The organism is Euzebya pacifica, assembly GCF_003344865.1.
Lineage (GTDB): Bacteria > Actinomycetota > Nitriliruptoria > Euzebyales > Euzebyaceae > Euzebya > Euzebya pacifica.
Genome location: NZ_CP031165.1, coordinates 3,111,301 through 3,130,775, shown reverse-complemented (window position 1 = coordinate 3,130,775; position 19,475 = coordinate 3,111,301). Strand labels below are relative to the sequence as shown.

The 19,475-nt window shown below is 70.7% G+C and carries 15 protein-coding genes; 6 read left to right on the top strand and 9 right to left on the bottom strand.

From position 1 onward, the window contains the following. Positions 1-6: 6 nt before the first annotated feature. Both DVS28_RS13345 and map read right to left on the bottom strand, forming a co-directional pair. Positions 7-1,248, bottom strand: a complete 1,242-nt coding sequence (locus DVS28_RS13345; protein ID WP_114591886.1) for an ATP-binding protein — start codon at positions 1,246-1,248, stop codon at positions 7-9. A 200-nt stretch (positions 1,249-1,448) separates the two neighbouring features. Next, on the bottom strand, positions 1,449-2,207 hold the full coding sequence (gene map, locus DVS28_RS13340; RefSeq protein WP_425461054.1) for a type I methionyl aminopeptidase: 759 nt from the start codon (positions 2,205-2,207) through the stop codon (positions 1,449-1,451). A gap of 112 nt (positions 2,208-2,319) precedes the next feature. On the opposite strand from map, the gene DVS28_RS13335 reads away from it, so the two are divergent. After that, positions 2,320-3,288 carry an alpha/beta hydrolase gene (locus tag DVS28_RS13335; protein WP_114591884.1) on the top strand — a complete coding sequence of 323 codons (969 nt, stop codon included), beginning with the start codon at positions 2,320-2,322 and terminating at the stop codon, positions 3,286-3,288. A gap of 284 nt (positions 3,289-3,572) precedes the next feature. Here DVS28_RS13335 and DVS28_RS13330 read toward each other — a convergent pair whose 3' ends face one another. Together DVS28_RS13330 and DVS28_RS13325 are read right to left on the bottom strand one after the other, a co-directional pair. After that, a complete protein-coding gene (locus DVS28_RS13330) occupies positions 3,573-4,511 on the bottom strand; it encodes a DUF808 domain-containing protein (RefSeq protein WP_114591883.1) in 939 nt (312 codons plus the stop codon). Positions 4,512-4,730: 219 nt separating this feature from the next. Continuing rightward, the gene (locus DVS28_RS13325; protein WP_164710490.1) at positions 4,731-6,569 is read right to left on the bottom strand and encodes a serine/threonine-protein kinase; all 1,839 of its coding nucleotides are present in this window, start codon (positions 6,567-6,569) and stop codon (positions 4,731-4,733) included. Positions 6,570-6,691: 122 nt separating this feature from the next. Here DVS28_RS13325 and DVS28_RS13320 point away from each other — a divergent pair, with 122 nt between their 5' ends. Next, on the top strand, positions 6,692-8,065 hold the full coding sequence (locus DVS28_RS13320; RefSeq protein WP_114591881.1) for an NAD-dependent succinate-semialdehyde dehydrogenase: 1,374 nt from the start codon (positions 6,692-6,694) through the stop codon (positions 8,063-8,065). A 67-nt stretch (positions 8,066-8,132) separates the two neighbouring features. On the opposite strand, the gene DVS28_RS13315 is transcribed toward DVS28_RS13320, so the two are convergent. Further along, positions 8,133-8,702 (bottom strand): nuclear transport factor 2 family protein, encoded by a 570-nt coding sequence (locus DVS28_RS13315; protein ID WP_114591880.1) that lies wholly within the window; start codon positions 8,700-8,702, stop codon positions 8,133-8,135. A gap of 61 nt (positions 8,703-8,763) precedes the next feature. Continuing rightward, on the bottom strand, positions 8,764-10,035 hold the full coding sequence (locus DVS28_RS13310) for a hemolysin family protein (protein WP_114591879.1): 1,272 nt from the start codon (positions 10,033-10,035) through the stop codon (positions 8,764-8,766). Positions 10,036-10,128: 93 nt separating this feature from the next. Between DVS28_RS13310 and DVS28_RS13305 the strand changes: the two genes are divergently transcribed. Next, positions 10,129-10,629, top strand: a complete 501-nt coding sequence (locus tag DVS28_RS13305) for a glutathione peroxidase (RefSeq protein ID WP_114591878.1) — start codon at positions 10,129-10,131, stop codon at positions 10,627-10,629. A gap of 2 nt (positions 10,630-10,631) precedes the next feature. After that, a complete protein-coding gene (locus tag DVS28_RS28395; RefSeq protein ID WP_164710489.1) occupies positions 10,632-10,793 on the top strand; it encodes a hypothetical protein in 162 nt (53 codons plus the stop codon). 24 nt (positions 10,794-10,817) lie between these two features. Here the strand turns inward: DVS28_RS28395 and DVS28_RS13300 are convergent, their stop codons facing one another. Next, positions 10,818-11,339, bottom strand: coding sequence for an SRPBCC family protein (locus DVS28_RS13300; RefSeq protein ID WP_114591877.1), 522 nt, complete (start codon positions 11,337-11,339; stop codon positions 10,818-10,820). 188 nt (positions 11,340-11,527) lie between these two features. Between DVS28_RS13300 and DVS28_RS13295 the strand changes: the two genes are divergently transcribed. Then, positions 11,528-14,683, top strand: a complete 3,156-nt coding sequence (locus tag DVS28_RS13295) for a cell wall-binding repeat-containing protein (protein WP_164710488.1) — start codon at positions 11,528-11,530, stop codon at positions 14,681-14,683. Positions 14,684-14,692: 9 nt separating this feature from the next. Here the strand turns inward: DVS28_RS13295 and thrC are convergent, their stop codons facing one another. Both thrC and DVS28_RS13285 read right to left on the bottom strand, forming a co-directional pair. Further along, positions 14,693-16,105 carry a threonine synthase gene (gene thrC / locus DVS28_RS13290; RefSeq protein WP_114591875.1) on the bottom strand — a complete coding sequence of 471 codons (1,413 nt, stop codon included), beginning with the start codon at positions 16,103-16,105 and terminating at the stop codon, positions 14,693-14,695. Positions 16,106-16,159: 54 nt separating this feature from the next. After that, positions 16,160-17,380, bottom strand: coding sequence for an MFS transporter (locus DVS28_RS13285; protein ID WP_114591874.1), 1,221 nt, complete (start codon positions 17,378-17,380; stop codon positions 16,160-16,162). 107 nt (positions 17,381-17,487) lie between these two features. Here DVS28_RS13285 and DVS28_RS13280 point away from each other — a divergent pair, with 107 nt between their 5' ends. Then, positions 17,488-19,461, top strand: a complete 1,974-nt coding sequence (locus DVS28_RS13280; RefSeq protein ID WP_114591873.1) for a CASTOR/POLLUX-related putative ion channel — start codon at positions 17,488-17,490, stop codon at positions 19,459-19,461. Positions 19,462-19,475 lie beyond the last annotated feature (14 nt).

Here is a 19,475-nt window from a genome sequence, read left to right as displayed (position 1 = left end):
CCACGTTCAACGGCCCCGGGCGTCCTCGTCCGGGGCCGTTGGCCACCGTCCGCCGATCAGCGCCTCCGTCACGCGCGACGTCACGGCGATGGGACGGCCCCGGCGGATGATCGACCGCATCTCCAGGCGTTTGGCCGTGGTGGCGACCTGCTGTGGGGTCTTGCCGAGCTCGCGACCTGCGGCCGTGAGGGTCCGCTGCTCCCCCGGCAGCGACAACAGCGCGTCGAGCAGATCGCGTTCGGCTCGGGGCAGGCGCTCGAGTGTTCGTTCGGCGTGGTGGGTCATCTCCGTGGCGACCTCGCGTATGCCTGCGGCGACGTCGGCTCGATCGATCACCGGGCCGGTGCTGGCGTTCCACGCGGCCTGGCCGACGAGCTGGAACAGGAAGGGGTCGCCACACACCGCCTCGAGGAGCATCTGGACCGCATCGGCGCTGGCGGTCACGACTGCAGGACCGTCGTCGGTCAGGATCGGCCAGCCATCGCTGGTGAACGGCGCGAGGGCCGTGCGGATGTCCACGTCCTCCAGCGGTCCGAGGTGGTAGGCCTTGAACCGCCTGGCGAACGTCGCACCAGCTGCCCGTGTGGCGCCGTCCACGAAGCTCCACAGCCCGGTGAGCGTGACGGCAACGGGCAGGTGGCGCTCGTGCGGGTTCCCGGCCGCGTCCGTTCCCTCTGCCGTCTCGGCCATGACGTCGCCGAGCGCCACGAGCAGCTGGGACATGTGCTCGGTCCGGTCGACGTTCTGCACCTCGTCGATGTGGACGACCAGCAGCCTGCCGTCGTCCATCGCGGTGCGTGCGAGGGCGGACAGGGCGAGCGTCAGCTCGCGGTGGGGAACCCCGGCCGGAGCCCCCTGCAGCGTGACGGTGACGCCTGCCCTGATGGCGGTGATGCGGTCCAGCAGTCCGGTTGCCATGGAGCCCACCCGCTCCCCCAGGGAGTACGCGGACACGGCATCTGCCACGACCCCCGCCAACAACGCGATCGGATCGCCGCCACGCGGGATGCGCAGGCTGGGCAGGACCAGGTCGCCCGCCTCCCTGGCCTCTGCGGCAATGCGGGAGGCGAGGACTGACTTGCCGATGCCCGGCTCGCCGATGAGCACGCGGCCTCGCTCGTATGCGCCCGCGAGCCGTCGGGGACGCACCTGGCGGTGGAAGTCGCTGATCTCCTCGCCACGGCCTGCCCACACTTCGGGAACCGTGTCGGATCCGGGAACGAAGGGGTTGTTGAGGGTCGAACGCACACGTTAACCTTATCATGGATAAGGTTAGCCGAATAGTCTTCCCGGTTTCGACGCAGGAAATCGGCTGCACTGCAGAACCGCCACCGCGGTTGGTCACCTGGCCCGAGCTGGGTGCTGCAGCGGCATCCCGGGCTGCGGCTGGTGCTGGTCCACGGCGGTGGCGAGACGCCTGATGGTGCGGCCCTGCTGGCCTGCGGTGGTCAGCGGGGCAGGGTCATGATCTCTGCGCCGTCGTCGGTGATCGCGATGGTGTGCTCGCTGTGGGCGGTCAGGCAGCCGGTGCTGCTGCGCAGCGTCCAGCCGTCGTCGTCGGTGACCAGCTCGTCGGTGTCGGCCATGACCCATGGCTCGAGGGCGAGCAGCAGCCCGGGCCGCAGCTTGTAGCCGCGACCGGCCCGGCCGCTGTTGGCCACGTGCGGGTCCTGGTGCATGGTCGACCCCACGCCGTGACCGCCGAACTCGGTGTTGATGGCGTAGCCGGCCTCGGTGAGCACCGAGCCGATCGCTGCGGAGAGGTCACCGATGCGTGCACCCGGCCCAGCGGCCGCGATCCCAGCCGCCAGGGCGCGTTCGGTCGCCTCGATCATCGGCGTGGCCCCGGCGGGTGCCGTCTCCCCCACCACGAAGCTGATGGCGGAGTCCGCGACGACCCCGGCAAGGGACACCGCAAGGTCGAGCGTCACCAGGTCGCCGTCGGCGACGGCGTAGTCGTGCGGCAGGCCGTGCAGCACCGCGTCGTTGACCGAGGTGCAGATGTAGTGGCCGAACGGTCCGCGACCGAAGGACGGCTCGTAGTCGACGTAGCAGGACTCGGCACCGGCATCGACGATCATGGTCCGGGCCCATTCGTCGATCTCGAGCAGGTTCGTGCCCACCGTGGTGCGGGCCTTCGCCGACTGCAGGATCTCCGCGACGAGCGCACCGGTGTCCCGGGCGCGGGCGATCTCGCTGCTGGTCATGATCTCGAGCACTGCAACTCCCCTTCGACGGACGGGCATGGTAGTCGTCCACGAGTCAGCGGGCACACGTGCGCCATCCCCGCCTGCGGAGCGGGCGTGGTAGACCCCGTGGATGCGAGTGACCAAGGACGAGATGCATGCCGACCTCAGGCGCTGGGCCGCGCCGCTGTCGATCCTGCCCGCGATGATGACGAACCGACGGATGGTGGCGATCAACAACGCGGTCGCGGACCGCCTGTTGGTGGGGCGGGACCTCAAGGGACTGGACTGTCGAACCGTGGAGGTGCCCAGCAGTGGGGGCACCCATCGCATCCGAACGCGGGTGTATCGGCCCGCGGACCACGATGGTCCGTTACCGGTCCTGGTCTACGTCCACGGTGGCGGCTACATCACCGGCAACCCCGAGATGTCGGGGACGTTCATCAAGCGGTTCGTGGGGACGCGGCCATGCATGGTCGTGGCCCCGGCGTATCGCCGTGCGCACGACGCAGCGTTCCCGGCCGGCTTCGATGACTGCTGGGACGTGCTGACATGGGTGCGTGACAACGCCGAGGTGCTGGGATCCAACGACAGGGCCGTTGCCGTCGGCGGACACAGCGCCGGTGGGGGCCTCACCGCCGCGCTCAGCCTGAAGGCACGCGACACCGGTGCCGTCGACATCGGCTTCCAGATGCCCTTGTATCCGATGATCGACGACACCCAGCCCGACGACCCCTCCCGTGAGGTGCAGGCGCCCGTGTGGAACACCGACGCCAACCGGGCCGGGTGGGCGGCCTACCTTGCCGACCTCCGCCGGATGGGCGAGGCGATTCCGCCCTACGCCGCGCCGGCTCGGGCAACCGACCTCTCCGGCCTCCCGCCGACGATCACCTTCGTCGGCACGGCCGAGCCGTTCCACCTCGAGACCGTCGCCTACGTCGAGGGCCTGCGGGCTGCGGGTGTCGAGGTGGCGTTCCGCGAGTACGAGGGCTGCTTCCACGCCTTCGAGGCGTCGGTCCCCCGAGCCGACGTCAGCCGTGATGCGCAGGACTTCACCTACGCCACCTTCGGCGAGTTCCACGACCGCTACCTGACGGGCTGACCCTCGGCCACCGGAACCTGCACGTCAGGACGTCACGGTCATGCGCGCGAGCACGGTGTTGTCGATCTCGAGGTCCTGTCCCCAGATCAGCTGCGCACGCGCGTCCCAGCTGATCTCAGGTACCCGTCGTTCGGATCGACCTCTGCCGCGCTCCACTCGGTCGCGGCGTCCCACCCGGCGTCGTCGAAGTCGGCATCGGCCCAGCCGGTCGGGGTCTCGCTGATCTCGTACTCGCAGCTGGCGTCCGGATCGGTGTCGTCGGCGCAGCTGGGTCCTGGCCTGGCTCAGTGGGCGCTGGCCCCTGAATCTGCTCCCGGCCGCAGGGAGAGGACGGCGACGAGGACGGCGCCGACCACGAGGCCGAGGACGGCCGACGCGGCGGTGTTGGTCAGCCAGGCCAGGAAGCCGCCGAGGCCCTCGACGGCGTCGTGTATGGCTTCCTCCCAGCCGTGCACCAGGTCGTAGGGCCCGTGCAGTCCCAGCTCGTCGAGGCCGATCAGCACGATGTGGCCCCCGACCCACAGCATCGCGGCGGTGCCGATGATGCCGAGCGCGGACAGGATCTTCGGCATGGCGTTGACCAGGCCGCGACCGAACCTGGCCATACCGTTCTGGCGCGTCTCGGCGAGGTGCAGGCCGACGTCGTCCATCCGCACCAGCAGCGCCACGACACCGTAGATCAGGATGGTGATGCCGATCGCGACGACGACCAGGATCAGCCCGCGACTGACCAGGGGTTCGTCGGCGACCTCGTTGAGGGCGATCGTCATGATCTCCGCCGAGAGGATGAGGTCGGTACGAATCGCGCCGGACACCACCTCGTCCTCGGACTTCATTTCCTCGGCGCTGTCGTGTCCGCCCTCGTGGCCGGCCACCACCCCCCAGATCTTGTGCACCGCCTCGTAGCAGAGGTAGCCCCCGCCGAGCATCAGGAGGGGGGTGAGGAGGACCGGCAGCAGCTCGCTGAGGATCAGCAGGACGGGGACGACGAACAGCAGCTTGTTGCGGAACGAACCCTTGGCGATCTTCTTGATGATCGGCAGCTCGCGGTTGGCAGCCAGCCCGTGGACGTACTGCGGGGTCACCGCGGCGTCGTCGATCACCACACCGGCGGCCTTGGACGTGGCCCGTCCGGCAGCCGCGCCGATGTCGTCGAGGGAGGTAGCGGCCAGCTTGGCCAGCGTCACCACGTCGTCGAGCAGCCCGACGAGTCCGCCGGCCATCAGGCGACCCCGTCCTGGGGCCGGGTCGGGACGGGGGGTGTGATCGCTGCGAGGTCTGGCATCGGTGCTCGGCCCTTCGGGGTCGCGGTGCGGCTGTGCTGGTTTACCGGGCCATTGTCGCCCACGAGGGCAGGGGGGAGGCAAGACCTTCGCCGGATCGTCAGGATCGACGGCGCCCTCGGTTGGCGGCACCGCTGACGGACCCCGCCGGCGCCGGTGTCACGAGCCGATGGCGTAGGACGCGGTGAAGCCCTCGAACAGGGCGACGTCGTCTGCCCAGCGGCTCTCGCTGGTCTGGAAGTTCAGGGCGTAGCCGTAGTCACTGCCGGAGACGTTGAGGTTGTAGGCGTGCAGGGTTCCGTTGCCGCCGCCATACCGGTACTCCCAGATGGCCGCTGGCTCGCCGTTGAACGTCGTGGGTTCCAGCCGGAGCCGCTCATAGCCCGGGTGGGCGGCGGCGAAGTCCTGCTCGTAGGCCTCCCAGTCCGCCACCGGATCCGGTGCGGGATCGTCGGTCCAGTCCAGCCGCAGGTAGGCCGGGCCGTTCGGGTCGGTGATGTCGGTCAGGGTGCCCCCGCTGGGTTCGACCACCCAGTCGGCCGGATGTGCCACGGTGTAGGGCGCCCCCTCCGGTTGGTGGGTCTGCCATCCCTCGGGCACCGTGCCGTCGCCGAACTCCGCACCGCCGTCGGCCTCGTCGTCGCCGTCCTCGTCGTCGCCGTCCTCGCCGTCGCCGTCGTCGTCGCTGTCGTCGTCCTCGCCGTCGTTCTCCTCGTTCTGGTCGCCGTCTTCGTCGGGCCTGGCGTCCTCCGCTGCCGGCAGGTCGGTTGCCACCGCCGACGACGTGGGAACGGGGGTTGGTGGTGCGGTCGCAGTGCCCTCGTCGATGGGCGTTGGTGCAGGTGCGTCGGCGACCGCTCCGGGCTCGGTGGGGTCGGCCGGTTGTGCGGTTGGTGCGGTAACCGACGTCGCCGGGTCCCCTCCCCCGTCGCCGACGAGGCCGATCACCACGACGCCCAGCACCACCACCAGCGCCATCGCCCCACCGACGACGAGATGTCGCCGACGCCGTGCCGGATCGTGATGGACCGCCGCACCCAACGGGCCGGATCCCTCGGCAGGCATGGGCACGGTGTCGGCTGGCACGGGCATGGTGTCGGCGGGCACGGGCATGGTGTCGGCGGGCACGGGCATGGTGCCGGCGGGCACGGGCGCGATGTCGGCAGGCGAGGACGTTCCGGCCGCCACCCCAGCCAGCGCAGCTCGGACCTCCTCGACACCGGGACGGCCGTCGGGATCCTTGGTCAGGAGCGCGGCCAGCAGGGGGGCAAGTGCGCCCGCACGCTCCGCCGGACGAGGGGGGTCCGCGGTGACGGCCCGCGCGGTCGCGATGGGGCTCCCGGCCCCGAAGGGCGGGTGACCCTCGACGGCGTGGAACAACGTGGCGCCCAGTGACCACAGGTCGGTACGGGGGTCGACGGGTTCCCCCAGCGCCTGCTCCGGCGACATGTAGGCCGGTGATCCGACGACGATCCCGCTGGCGGTGAGCCGGTCCTCGCCGGCGATCGTGGCGGTGCCGAAGTCCGTCAGGCGGGGACGTCCGCCCGCTGGCAGCAGGACGTTGGACGGCTTGACGTCGCGGTGCAGGATCCCCATCCCGTGGCCGGCCGTCAGGGCCTCGAGCAACGAGCCCCCGATGGCGGCCGCGCGCTCGGGCGACAGGGTCCCGTCCCGCTGCACCACGGAGGCCAGGTCGGGGGCGTCGACCAGCTCCATGACCAGGTTCGCCACGGTTTCCTCGTCGGTGGTCACGACGTCGTAGATCGTCACCACGCCCGGATGCGACAGGCGAGCGGCCGCCCGCGCCTCCCGCATCGCCCGTGAGGTCGTGGGTTGTCCGTCCGCCTCGCCGTCGAGGGGAGCGAGGCGGATCCGCTTGACCGCGACGTCGCGTTGGAGCCGCTCGTCCCGGGCACGCCAGACCTCGCCGGCACCGCCCCGCCCGATGAGCTCGATCAGGCGGTAGCGGTCGGCAACGACGGTCTCCAGGGGTGGCACGGGCAGGTGATACCCGCCAGCTCGCGCAGTAAGCCCCGGGAGTGACCGTCCGAACGGCCCGGTGCGTTTGCCGGTCGACGCAGCGGGCAGCACAACACCACACGTCCACATCAGGAGAACCGATGCCGACCAGTACCACCGTGAACCCCGCCACCGGCGAGGACATCGCCACCTACACCCACCACACCGACGACGAGCTGACCCAGCTGATCGACGCGGCCGACAACGCCTTCGACAAGTGGCGCCGCGAGTCCTTCCAGACCCGAGCCAACGCGATCCGGACGCTCGGACAGCTGCTGCGCGACAACGTCGACGAGCTGTCGGCGCTGATGTCGGAGGAGATGGGCAAGGTCATCGGCCAGGGTCCCAGCGAGGTCGAGCTGTGCGCGGCGATCTGTGACTACACCGCCGACAACGGTGCGACCATGCTTGCCGACGAGGACCGCGAGCTCGACGGCGGTCGGGCGATCGTGACCCACCAGCCCGTCGGCGTCATCTACGGCATCCAGCCGTGGAACTTCCCGATCTACCAGGTCATCCGGTACTCGATCCCGCAGATCATGGCCGGCAACACGGTCCTGCTGAAGCACGCCCAGAACGTGTGGGGCATGGCCGAACGGCTGCAGGAGCTCTACGAGGACGCCGGTCTCCCCAAGGGGGTGTTCACGGCGCTGAAGATCTCCCACGACCAGTCCGACGAGGTCATCGCCAACCCGAAGGTCAGGGGTGTCACCCTGACCGGGTCCGACGGCGCTGGCCGCCATGTCGCCGCGGTCGCCGGCAAGCACCTGAAGAAGACCGTGATGGAGCTCGGCAGCAACGACGCCTATGTGGTGCTGTCCGACGCCGACATCGAACGGACCGTGAAGACCTGCGTCATGGGACGCATCGTCAACAACGGCGAGACGTGCGTGGCCGCCAAGCGGTTCATCGTGGTCGACGACGTCTACGAGGCCTTCCGCGACGCCTTCGTCGAGCGGATGTCGGGCGTCGAGATGGCCGACCCGACCGACCCGAAGGCCAAGCTGGGCCCCATGGCCCGGACCGAGCTGCGCGACACCCTCCACGACCAGGTCACCGAGTCCGTGGAGAAGGGCGCCACCCTGCTGCTCGGCGGTGAGGTCCCCGACCGACCCGGCGCCTGGTATCCCGCGACCGTCCTCGAGGACGTGGCCCCGGGCCAGCCGGCCTACGACGACGAGCTGTTCGGTCCGGCTGCGGCGCTGATCCGCGTCAAGGACGACGCCGAGGCCATGCGGGTCGCCAACGATTCACGCTACGGCCTGGGTGGCGGCATCTTCTCCGCTGACGTCGACCGCGCGATCGAGCTCGCCCGCACCGAGTTCGACACCGGCATGGTCAACATCAACGGCTACAACCTGGCCAAGCCGAACCTGCCGTTCGGTGGCGTCAAGGATTCCGGGTACGGCCGCGAGCACGGCGGCTTCGGCATCCACGAGTTCGTCAACACCAAGGCCGTGATGATCGTCGAGTAGCGCCCCGTCGCAGCGAAGGGCCCCGGGTACTCCCCCGGGGCCCTTCCACGTGTCGATCCGGGGCAGGTCAGGCGGCGGTGTCCAGCTGCAGGTCACGGACCTGGATGCGCCACTTGCCGTCGCGCTCCAGCACCAGGGTGTCGCGGTACACCCCGGTGCTCTGCACGATCGGGCCGTCCGCCGGGTCGGCGACCACGAGGAGGGTCAGGTAGGAGGTGACCTGGACGGTCCGGCGGTCGATCCGCTCGATCCGGGAGTTGCTCATCACGTGGCGTCGCTGGTCGTGCTGGGACTCCAGCGCGTCGATGAACAGCCCCATGAGCTCCTCGATGCCCTCGAAGACGAGGGGTTCCTCGAACGCAGGCGAGGCGTAGACGAAGGTCGCGTCGTCGGTGAACGCATCCCGCATCAGGTCAGGATCGTTCTCGTCGTAGGCCTCGGCCCACTGATACAGGGTGTCGAGCACGTCCTGGCTGTCGATCTTCGGGCCCTGCGACTGGGACTGGGACTGGCCGTGTCCCCCGCGGTCGGCGGTGCTGGACTCGGCGGTCTGCGGGGCGACCACGAACAGGAGGGCCAGGCTCGCGACGAGCGTCACGGCGAGCAGCGCGAGCGGACGGAATCGGATGTTGACCATGATGTTCCTCCGTATTATGCGTATGAATAGCCCGCACACTACGGCAGCTGGCCGGTCCGTACTAGTCCCCTTTCGGCTCCTCCCCCACGGGTGTCAGCAGCACCCGCCGGACGCGCCGGGTCGTGGCCTCGACCACCTCGAGGTCCCAGTCGCCCACGCGGACGCGGTCGCCACGTTCGGGGATGCGGTGCAGCGTGGCGAGGACCAGCCCGCCGACGGTGGTGTAGTCACCACGCGGCAGGTCGACGCCGATGTCGACGAGGTCATGCACCGGATAGGACCCCTCCAGCAACATCGAGCCGTCCGGGTTCCGCTCGACGCCCCGGACGTCGGGGTCGGCCTCGTCCCAGATCTCGCCCACCAGCTCCTCCATCAGGTCCTCGACGGTGACGATGCCGGCGGTGCCGCCGTGCTCGTCGATGACGACGACCATCTGCTGGCGCTCCTCCTGCATGCGGTGGAGCGCGTCGAGGCACCCCACGGACTCGGGCAGCACCAGGACCGGGCGGACGTGGTCGGCGAGCTGCCCCTCGGCACCCACGAGGTCACGCAGGTGCACCGTGCCGATGACCTCGTCGAGGTCGCCGAGGTGCACGGGGACCCGGGTGTGGCCGCTCTCGGCGAGCACGGTCGACGCCCCGGCGGCGTCGTGGTCGTGGGGAAGTGACACGACCTCGACCCTGGGCACCATCACCTGTCGCAGCGTGTGGTCGGCGAACTCGAACGCGCCGTCGATGATGCGCCGTTCGTGCTCGTTCAGCTCCGGCTGCACCGCGACCATGTCGCGCAGGTCGCCCTCGGTGATCTCCTCGCGTTGCATCGAGGGATCGGCGCCCAGCAGCCGCACGACGACGTCGGTGGAGATGCCGAGGAGCCACACCACCGGACGGGTCAGCGTCGCAAGTCCCGCGAGGGGGCGTGCGGCCAGCAGGCCCCAGGACTCGGTGCGCTGCAACGCCACGCGCTTGGGGGCGAGCTCGCCGAACACCAGGGTGAGGAAGGTCAGCGCGGCGGTCACCAGGACGATGGACACGGGTCGCGCCGCCCCACCGAGGACCGCCTCCAGCGGTGCCTCCAGCGGTTCGGCCAGGGACACGGCCGCGGTCGCGGAGGCCAGGAAGCCGGCGAGGGTGATGCCGATCTGGATCGTGGCCAGGAACTGGTTTGGCTCGCGGGCAAGGCGGGCCAGCAGCGCGCCCCGGCTGCCCTGCTGCTCGAGCTTCGCCAGCTGGCCCTCGCGGAGGCTGACCAGGGCCATTTCGCTGCCGGCGAACAGTGCGTTCATCACCACGAGGACGCCGACGAGTCCGAGCTGGAGCCATATGGAGTTCATTGCGGGCCAGTATGCGTTGGGTCCGGTCCAGTGGCTGGTGGTGCCGACCGTCGACCGCTGACGCGGGAGGTGGCCCGGGCTAGCGTCCCGTCCATGAACGTCTACGACATCGCCATCCCCGGTCTCGAGGGTACCCCGGCCGCCGTGCTCGACCAGCAGCGGGGTCGTGCGACCCTGATCGTCAACGTGGCCTCGCGGTGCGGGCTGACCCCGCAGTACGAGGGGCTGGTCGAGCTGGCCGACCGCTACGGGGACCGCGGGTTCGGGGTCGTCGGAGTGCCGTGCAACCAGTTCATGGGGCAGGAACCTGGCAGCGCCGGAGAGATCCGCGAGTTCTGCAGCACCACCTACGGGGTCGACTTCCCGTTGACGGCGAAGGTCGACGTCAACGGCGACGACCGCCACCCGCTGTACGAGGCGCTCGCCTCGACCCCCGACGCCGACGGCCATGACGGCGACATCCGCTGGAACTTCGAGAAGTTCCTCGTCGGTCCCGACGGCGTCGTCGTGCAACGGTTCGGGCCGAAGGTCGAGCCGCTCGACAACACCGTCACCAGCGCCATCGAGGCCTCGCTGCCCGCCCAGCAGGGCTGAGCATGGACGACGACCTGGGCCTGGACCCCCGCCGTCACGAACGTCGGGCCCCGGTCTGTCCCGCCTGCGGCGTCACGACGCTGCCGCAGGAGGTCATCGACCCCGACGGCGGGTTCCGGTGCGAGAACCCCGACTGCGAGCAGTTCGACGAGCCGATCCGCTGACGGGCCGTTCGGGCAGCCGATCGGCTACGCAGACACCGCCTGGCCCGACGTGGCGTCGGCGGCACGGACGTCCATGCCGCGCCGGTCGGGGTTGCCGAGGTGGTCCAGCAGGTTGTCGGCGAAGCGGCTTCCGCCACCACGCATCGTGGCGAACATCACGGCCGTGACCGGCCGGGACATCATCCGCGGCAGGGGCAGCTCGACGGTCGCGGTCAGGTCGATGGCCACCCGCGTCCCACCGGTCTCGTCGGCGGTGACCTCGAGGTGGCCGGTCGCGGACGCGCGTTCGTCGACGTCGGTTGCCGGACGGAAGCGGATCGCCTCGCTGCCGATGTCCATGAGCGTGGTGAACCGTGCGGTCGCGGTCACACCCAGGGCCGACACCTCCACCAGCTGCCAGGTCCACCGCTCGCCGTCGGTCTCGATGCGAGCGACCAGGGGGGTCAGCGTGGCCAGGCAGTTCGGATCGGCCAGGACGTCGAAGACCCGGCCCGGCTCGACGGCGAGGACGTCGTCGGCGATCACGCGCTGTGCGAAGAGAGTCATGGTGACCCATGTACCCCCACCGGGGATGCGTCGACACATGTGAGACCGCGTCCCAGCCGAAGCCACGGACGGTCGCCAACGACGCACGCTGGGTTAGCGTGTGCGCCGCTGCGGCCAGAGCCGGTCGCAGCAGCGGGTCACGGGCCCGCGGAGGAGGCGCAGTCATGGGTGCAGGCAGGACGGGGCGAATGTCGCTGATCGCGATCGCGGTCACCGCGGCGGTGGTGGCCGGGATGGTGACCGCCGAACCGGCGGAGGCGATGTCCGAGGCGGGCGACCACCTGCCATCGGTCACCAGCGGACACCGGCCGGGACCGGACGCGCTGTACCTGCCGCCACCACGGGCACCACAGCTGGAGAACGTCGGGCCGTGGCAGGCGGAACCGCTGCTGATCTCCGGTGCCCACGCCTACCGGGACGGGGAGTGGCTCTACCAGGACTTCCTGTTCGACGACCACGGGGCCACCGGCGTCCTCGACCCCTCCGACCCCTACGGCGTGTCGACCAACCTCTACTCCCCCGCCGCCGGCACCTTCACCTATCCGACCGACGAGGTCTACCGCCACAACGCCGCTGACCTCGTGGAGCTGCGGATCACGCGCCTCGACGACGCCACCGCGCTGCGCATCACCCTCAACACGCTCGTCGACCCGGCCCTGACCGCGGTCACGATCGCGCTCGGCGACGCCGGGAGCCACGACTGGCCCCACGGCGCGGGGGCGTCATCCCTCGCGGAGGTCTTCCTGACCACCCATGGCGGCACCGCCGAGCTGCTCGACGCCGCGACCGGCGAGGTCATCAGCCCTGCCCCCACGGTCACCGTCGACCTCGAACGACGGCAGCTCGACCTGCGGATTCCCGACGGCGCGTGGAACCCAGGGACCGCAGCGGTCCCGGTCACCGTCGGCGTGGGGCTGTGGGACGTCGACGCAGGCACCTACCTCGCCCCCCAGCCCGGACCCGCCACCGAGGACACCCCCGGCGGTGGCAGCCTCGTCGGCAGCGCGCTGGTCAACGTCGGCCCGCGGCTGGACGAACCGACCCCGTTCATCGCGGGGGTCACGATGGCCGACACGGCCGTCGGTGCCCGTGCCCTCGCCCCGTGGTGGCGCGAACGGCAGCAGTCGCTGCAGCTGACCGCTGGGGACCTCTCCCCCTTCTCCACCACCGTCGACTTCGGCGCACTCGGCGCCGGCGGGACGACCGACGAGTCGACCCTGCCCACCAGCGGACCCATGAACCGCATCCACGCCAGCCGCTACGTGGCCGGCCAGGGGATCGAGCCCGACAACGTCTGCTTCGCCATCTCCAGCACCCCGAGCACACCGGGCACGAGCTGCCACGGCCGCTACGTCGGCCAGCTGCAGCCCTACGCCATGTACGTGCCCGAGGGCGAGCCACCAGCCGACGGGTGGGGGCTGACGCTCCTGCTGCACTCGCTGTCGGCCAACCACAACCAGTACCTGTCGACCAACAACCAGGTCCAGCTCGGCGAGCGAGGCGAGGGCCACATCGTCGTCACGCCCGAGGGCCGTGGCCCCGACGGCTTCTACACCGGAGTGCCCGAGGCCGAGACGTTCGAGGTCTGGGCCGACGCCGCGCGCCACCACACCATCGACACCGACCGGGTCGCGGTGTCCGGCTACTCCATGGGCGGGTTCGGGACCTACCGGCTGCTCGCACGTTGGCCCGACCTCTTCGCCAATGGCTTCTCCGTCGTCGGCGCCCCGGGCACGGTCGCCGATCAGCTGCCGTCCCTGCACAACATCCCGCTGCTGACCTGGAACGCCGCTGCGGACGAGCTGGTCAACATCGGCGACGCCGAAGCCGCGCACGCCGGCCTCGTCGACGCAGGCGTTGCCCATGTCTACGACCTGTTCACCACGGCCGATCACCTGACCCTGGCGGGCAACGACGAGTACACCCCGGGTGCGGAGTGGATGGGGGACGCCGAGGTCGACCGTGACCCGTCCACGATCCGTTACGTCCTCGACCCGACCGAGGACTCCGCCGACGTCGTCGCCGACCATGCCTACTGGCTGTCCGGCCTGCGCCTCGCCGACCCGGACGCTGCCCCCACCGGGACGATCGAGGTCCATTCCGCGGCGTTCGGGAACGGCCGGAGGACGGCCGAGGAGACCAGCCCGGGCGGCGGCGCCCTCGTCGGCGGCAACGCCGGCGCGATCACCTACGTGGAGCGCGGTGTCACCCAGACCGACGCCGAGGCCACCACACCAGCCGACCGCCTCGAGATCACTGCCACCAACATCGCGAGGGTCACCATCGATCCGGCCCGGGCAGGCGTGACCTGCGATGCCGAGCTCGTCATCGACAGCGACGGGCCGCTGGACGTCGTCCTGGCCGGGTGTCCCGGCTCGGGCATCGAGCGCCTCGACGCCGAGGACCCGGTGGCCCTGTCGGTCCTCGCGTCCCGTCGGGCGTTCGAGGACGGCACCGCCTCCGGGGCCACCCTGGCCACCACGGCCGACTTCGCCGACGCCACCACCGGGTCGGCACTCGCGTCAGCCGGGCCGCTGCTGCTGACCGGGCCGGACCGCCTCGACGATCGCGTCGCAGCCGTCCTGGCCGAGCTGCTCGAGGACGGCGCCGACGTTCGCTTGCTCGGCGGCGCCGCGGCGCTGGCGGCGCAGGTCGAGGACGACGTGCGCGCCCTCGGGTTCGTCCCACGTCGCATCGCCGGGCCGACCCGCATCGAGACGGCTGTTGCGATCGCCACGACGGTCGAGCAGCTGATCGGGACCCCCGACCGCTACCTGCTGGCCCGTGCGTTCGGCACGGCGACCGCCCCGACCAGCGCCTGGGCCGATGCCATCGGCGCGTCGTCGGCTGCCGCGCTGCACGGCTGGCCGATCCTCCTCACCGACCGTACGACCCTGCATGCCGCCACCGCCGGATGGCTCGACGCCAACGCCGACGATCGACCGATCAGCGTCCTCGGCGGCGAAGCGGCCCTGTCCGCTGCGGTCGCTGGCGCGCTGCCGGGCGGCAGCCCCATCGCCCGGATCGGGGGCGCCACCCGCGACGAGACCGCAGCGCTGATCAGCAGCGAGCTGCTCGGTGTGAGCCAGTCAACTGCCGGCCGGCAGCTCCACGTGCACGACGGCTGGGCGGCAGACGGCTGGGCGTGGGGGCTGGCCGGCACCTCCCTTGCCGCCACCGCGGCGCGGCCGCTGCTGCCCCTCAACGCCGACGGGTTGGCCGTCGGCAGCGCTCGACTGCTCGCCTGTGGTGTGCCGCCGGCGACCGCCGTCGTGCTCGGCGACACCACCGAGCTGTCCGACACCGTCCTGCAGCGGCACCTGGCCTGCCCCGTCGAGGAGTAGGCCAGACCGCTACGCGCAGGTCTCGGCGATGAACGCCTTGACCTGCGACACGTCGGCATCCATGGCCCGCACCCGTTGGGGCAGGTCGAGCAGCCCAGCGAGCCGTTCGGGGATCTCGGGTTCGCGGCCGATCGCCTCGTGGATGGTCGCGGCGAACTTGGCCGGCAGGGCGGTCTCCAGCACGATCATCGGCACGCCGTCGGCCACGTGACGCGCGGCCACCGTCAGCCCGTCGGCGGTGTGCGGGTCGACCAGCGAGCCGTGCTGCGCCCATGTCGCCTCGATCGTGGCGACGCGGTCAGCGTGGGTGCTGGTGTCGGCGAGGAACCCGAAGGACGCCACCCGGTCGAACTCCTCGGGCGTGACCGAGAAGGACCCATCGGTGGCCAGCGCCTCGCCGAACAGCCCGCGGACCCTGTCGCCATCGCGACCGACGAGGTCGAACACGAACCGTTCGAAGTTCGACGCCTTGGAGATGTCCATCGAGGGGCTGGAGGTCTCGTGGGTCTCCGCGCCGCTGCGAACCCGGTAGGTGCCGGTGGCGAAGAACTCCGCCAGCACGTTGTTCTCGTTCGTGGCGACCACGAGCTTGTCGATCGGGACGCCCATGGACCGGGCCACGTGGCCGGCGCAGACGTTGCCGAAGTTCCCCGACGGCACGGTGAAGCTGACGGCCTGGTCGTTGTCGGTCGTCGCCCGCAGGTAGCCGGCCACGTAGTAGACGACCTGGGCGACCAGACGTGCCCAGTTGATGGAGTTGACCGTCCCGATCCTGTGGGCCCGCTTGAACGCCAGGTCGTTGGAGACCGCCTTGACGATGTCCTGTGCGTCGTCGAAGACCCCAGCGACGGCGATGTTGTGGATGTTGGGGTCGGTGAGGCTGAACATCTGGGCCTGCTGGAACGGGCTCATCCGTCCCTCGGGGGTCAGCATGAACACGCGGATGCCGTCGCGGCCCCGCATCGCGTACTCCGCGGCGCTGCCGGTGTCACCGGACGTCGCCCCGAGGATGTTCAGCGTCTCGCCGCGACGGCCGAGCTCGTACTCGAACAGCGCGCCGAGGAGCTGCATCGCCATGTCCTTGAACGCCAGCGTGGGCCCGTTGGACAGCTCCTGGACCAGGATGCCGCTGTCGCCCAGCGGACGGAGCGGCGTGATGTCGGGCGTCCCGAACCGCTCGGCGGTGTAGGTCTCCTCGACGATCCGGCGCAGCTCGTCGTCGGGGATGTCGTCGATGAACAGTCCGAGGACCTCGACGGCGAGGTCGGCATAGCCCAGCCTGCGCCAGCGCGTCAGCGTGGCGTCGTCCACCGTCGGATAGGTCTCCGGCAGGTACAGGCCGCCGTCGGGCGCGAGCCCCTCCAGCAGGATGTCGCAGAAGGGCTGCGGGGTCGCGTCACCGCGGGTGCTGACGTACTTCATGGCCCAGATCGTAGTTTCCCGGCCGCATCCCACACAGATCGGTCATCCCGCTTCTCAGGACGTGGTCAGCGGTGCGGCGCTCGGCCGCGGACGGTCGACCGTGGCCCGGTCCAGCCGGAGCGACAGCAGCCCGACGATCGCCAACGTGCAGGCGAGCAGAACCTGCAACCCGCCGTCGAAGCTGGTCCCCTCCCCCACCACGCTGATCACGACGGGAACGCCGAAGCCGAGGTAGGCCACGGCGTAGAAGGTCGACACCAGCGCGCCCCGTGCCGCGGGATCAGCCAGGCGCTGGGTGGCGGTCAACCCCGCCGCCAGGGTCAACCCGTAGCCGACCCCCAGGGCCGTGGCAGCGGGCAACAGCACCCACGGCACGTCAACGGCCGCCGCCACCAACCCGAGGGCCAACCCGAGTGCCCCGGCTGCGGCGCCGGCGGGCGCAGCCAGCGCGGGTCCCATGCGCTTCTCCAGCCGTTGCACGAAGGCCCCGGTCGTCAGGGCCAGCCCGGCCGCCGCGCCCGTGACCACGAGGGCGATCCCGGGCATCGCCGCCTGCAACCGAAGCGGCAGCGTCACGGCGGCCACGGAGGGGAACGTGAAGACGCACAGGGCAGCGGGCACGACGAACCGCAGGAAGGGTTGCCGTGCCGCCCGCGGCACCCCGAGATTCAGCAGGGGCCCTGTCCCCCGGGGGGCGAGCAGCGTCTCGGGCACGCGACGAAGGACCGCCAGCGCACCCGCCATCAGGACCAGGTGCACGACGAAAGGGGTGAGGGCCGGGGCAGGGGCCCACTGGGCCAGCGCCCCGGCGGTGAGCGGCCCCAGTCCGAACCCGAGGCTGAGCGCGGTCGCCGCCGCACGACTCGCCGCGCCCTGATCGGGGACGAGCTCACCCATCCATGCGCTGCCGACGCTGAACACGGCCCCCGACACCATCCCCTGGGCCAGCCGTGCCAGGAGCAGCACCCACAGCCCGGCCGAGGCGCCGAGGAACATCGCGGACGCGAGGACGGACACAACCACGAAGGGCACCACCACCGGGCGCCGCCCGAGGCGATCCGACGCAGGACCCGCCAGGAACAGGGCCGGCAGCAGGCCCGCCGCGTAGACGGCGAAGATCACGGTGACCGACGTGGCGGAGAGATCCAGCCGCTCGCGATACAGCAGCAGCAGCGGGGTGGACACGTTGGTGCCGAACGCGACGGCGAACAACACGAACGCCAACGCCTTGGCCTGGACGGTGAGCGCCCCGGCGCGGGGCGTGAGGCGGGACATCTGTGGCCGAATCTAGCGGCCGGGTCACCGTCGGTGCAGACGAGGCGTGCAGGGAGTACCTTGCAGCCGGTTCGGCCCGACGACGGGCCCGTGAAGAACTGAGAGCCATGACCGCGCCCGCCGTGCGAGCCCGCCGCCGTCCGCCAGCAACCGTCAGTGACGAGCCACGGGGCGTATCCCGGCGGTCGAGGTCCACCAGGCTGCGGTTGGCGTATGCCCTGGATCGATCCCTGTCGCGTGGGCCCGTCGCGTTGATCGGCTGGCTGGCCCTCCTGTCCGCGGCGGTCGTGATGACCGGTGCGGCCGCCCTCGTCCTGCTCGGGCTGCGTCCTGCAGATGCCGAGTCGCTCGGGGTCGCAGAAGCGACGTGGCAAGCGCTGATGCGTGCGCTCGACGCCGGGGCCGTCGGCGCCGATGTGGGATGGCCGTTCCGTGCGGTGATGCTGCTGGTCACCATCGGCGGGCTGTTCATCCTGTCGACCCTCATCGGTGTCCTGACGACCGGGATCGAGGGTCGACTGGAGCAGCTCCGGAAGGGGCGGTCGGTGGTGGTCGAGGACGGGCACTCGCTGATCCTCGGCTGGTCCCCGAAGGCCCTCGTGATCCTCGCTGAGCTCGCCGTGGCCAACGAGAACCGATCCCGCCCGAAGGTGGTGGTCCTGGCCGATCGCGACAAGGTCGAGATGGAGGACGAGATCCGCGAACAGCTCGGCGACCAGCTGGGACACACCCGTGTGATCTGCCGCTCGGGCAGGCCCACGTCGATCGCCGACCTGGCCATCGCGAGTCCAGCCACGGCGCGCTCGATCGTGGTGGTCACCCCGGAGGACGACCACGACGATCGCTTCGTCCTGCGGGCCCTCCTGGCACTTGGCGACCCCTCGGTCCGTCCGCGGGGGTGCAACCACATCGTGGCCACACTCGAGGACCCCGCCAACCGGGAGGTGGCGGAGATCATCGGTGGCGGTGACGTCCGGCTGCTCGACGTGGGCGACCTCATCGCACGGATCACGGCGCAGACCTGTCGCCAGTCCGGCCTGTCGGTGGTGATCCACGAGCTGCTCGACTTCGACGGTGACGAGATCTACTTCGCACCGGCGCCGTCGCTGGACGGTCGGAGCTGGGGTGAGGTGCTGCTGGCCTACGAGGGGGCCAGCCCGATCGGCCTGCGTCGGCCGGACGGCACCATCACCCTCAATCCGGCCGCCGACACCGTGATGGCCGCCGGCGACGACGTGATCGCCATCGCCGCCGATGACGACCGAGTGATCCCGGCGTCAGCCCCCGTGGCCACGCCAGTGGAGGACCACGTCGTGGCGGTCGAGCCCGTCACTTCACCGCCCGAGCGGACCCTCGTGCTCGGATGGAACGATCGCGGCACGGTGCTGCTGCGCAACCTGGATGCCTACGTCCCCCACGGTTCGACGGTGCACGTCGTGAGCAACGATGTCGACGTGCAGCCGGCGCTGGCCGACCTTGCGGCCGAGCTGAACACCCTCGCGTTGACTGCCGGAACGGCTGACATCACCCGACGGGCCGTCCTGGAGGCGCTGGACCTGGCGAGGATGGACCACGTGATCATCCTGGCCGACGCAGGTGCGGAGAGCCGGGACGCCGCCGACACCGACACCATGATCACCTTGCTGCACCTCCGGGATCTTGCCGGCCGCACGGACGCCCGGTTCGCGGTCGTGACCGAGGTCCTCGACAGCCGCAACCGCGAGCTGTTGCGGACCACGTCCGCGGACGACTTCATCGTGTCCGAGCGGCTGATCAGCCTGTTGATGAGCCAGGTCTCGGAGGCACCGGACCTCCAGACGGTCTTCGCCCAGCTGTTCGACCCGTCGGGCTCCGAGATCTACCTCCGTCCGGCCGAGCAGTACGTACTGCCCGACCTGTCCACCCCCTTCAGCACGGTTGTCGCCGCCGCCTCGGCCCGGGGCGAGACGGCCATCGGCTATCGGTTGATCGCCCGGGCCGACGACCCCGCAGCCGCCTACGGCGTGGTGGTCAATCCCCCTCGCTCGGGGGAGGTCCGGCTCGGGGCTGGCGACCGGGTGATCGTGCTCGCGGACGGCTGAGGCCCAGGACGGGT

Bases quoted from the DNA above. Each gene is read 5' to 3' on its own strand.
- DVS28_RS13295 (WP_164710488.1), top strand. From the start codon at position 11,528: ATGTCGCTGATCGCGATCGCGGTCACCGCGGCGGTGGTGGCCGGGATG.
- DVS28_RS13280 (WP_114591873.1), top strand. From the start codon at position 17,488: ATGACCGCGCCCGCCGTGCGAGCCCGCCGCCGTCCGCCAGCAACCGTC.
- DVS28_RS13305 (WP_114591878.1), top strand. From the start codon at position 10,129: ATGAACGTCTACGACATCGCCATCCCCGGTCTCGAGGGTACCCCGGCC.
- DVS28_RS13315 (WP_114591880.1), bottom strand. From the start codon at position 8,702: ATGGTCAACATCCGATTCCGTCCGCTCGCGCTGCTCGCCGTGACGCTC.
- DVS28_RS13320 (WP_114591881.1), top strand. From the start codon at position 6,692: ATGCCGACCAGTACCACCGTGAACCCCGCCACCGGCGAGGACATCGCC.
- thrC (WP_114591875.1), bottom strand. From the start codon at position 16,105: ATGAAGTACGTCAGCACCCGCGGTGACGCGACCCCGCAGCCCTTCTGC.
- map (WP_425461054.1), bottom strand. From the start codon at position 2,207: ATGACCAGCAGCGAGATCGCCCGCGCCCGGGACACCGGTGCGCTCGTC.
- DVS28_RS13330 (WP_114591883.1), bottom strand. From the start codon at position 4,511: ATGGCCGGCGGACTCGTCGGGCTGCTCGACGACGTGGTGACGCTGGCC.
- DVS28_RS13285 (WP_114591874.1), bottom strand. From the start codon at position 17,380: ATGTCCCGCCTCACGCCCCGCGCCGGGGCGCTCACCGTCCAGGCCAAG.
- DVS28_RS28395 (WP_164710489.1), top strand. From the start codon at position 10,632: ATGGACGACGACCTGGGCCTGGACCCCCGCCGTCACGAACGTCGGGCC.
- DVS28_RS13310 (WP_114591879.1), bottom strand. From the start codon at position 10,035: ATGAACTCCATATGGCTCCAGCTCGGACTCGTCGGCGTCCTCGTGGTG.
- DVS28_RS13300 (WP_114591877.1), bottom strand. From the start codon at position 11,339: ATGACTCTCTTCGCACAGCGCGTGATCGCCGACGACGTCCTCGCCGTC.
- DVS28_RS13335 (WP_114591884.1), top strand. From the start codon at position 2,320: ATGCGAGTGACCAAGGACGAGATGCATGCCGACCTCAGGCGCTGGGCC.